The organism is Pseudoalteromonas sp. CR1, assembly GCF_019392235.1.
Classification (GTDB): domain Bacteria; phylum Pseudomonadota; class Gammaproteobacteria; order Enterobacterales; family Alteromonadaceae; genus Pseudoalteromonas.
Genome location: NZ_JAHXRM010000357.1, coordinates 1 through 261, shown reverse-complemented (window position 1 = coordinate 261; position 261 = coordinate 1). Strand labels below are relative to the sequence as shown.

Sequence of the window (261 nt, the reverse complement as noted above, 5' to 3'; positions counted from 1 at the left end):
CGCCCGGCGCCCAATCATCCAGCACTCTCATCATTGCCCCCAGCACGCCTTGCGCGACATTTCAGGTGCCGCCCCCGGATTGCTGCGCACACCGGAGCTGCTCAGGCTGAATGCACCGCAAGGGTCTCCCGCCATCACTGAGCCGGCGACAGGCGTGGCTACCAGGCTGAATGCCTGAGGGTTTAATGCAGCGCTGATTCTATAGCGATCATTGCCCCCACTGACGTTGCCTGCATCAAGAAAAGTACCGTTACGCGTGTA

The 261-nt window shown here is 60.5% G+C and carries 1 pseudogene; it reads right to left on the bottom strand.

Annotation, left to right across the window (positions count from 1 at the left end):
* Positions 1 to 30 precede the first annotated feature (30 nt).
* A pseudogene (locus KZZ04_RS19695) lies at positions 31 to 261 on the bottom strand (hypothetical protein); the annotation flags it as partial.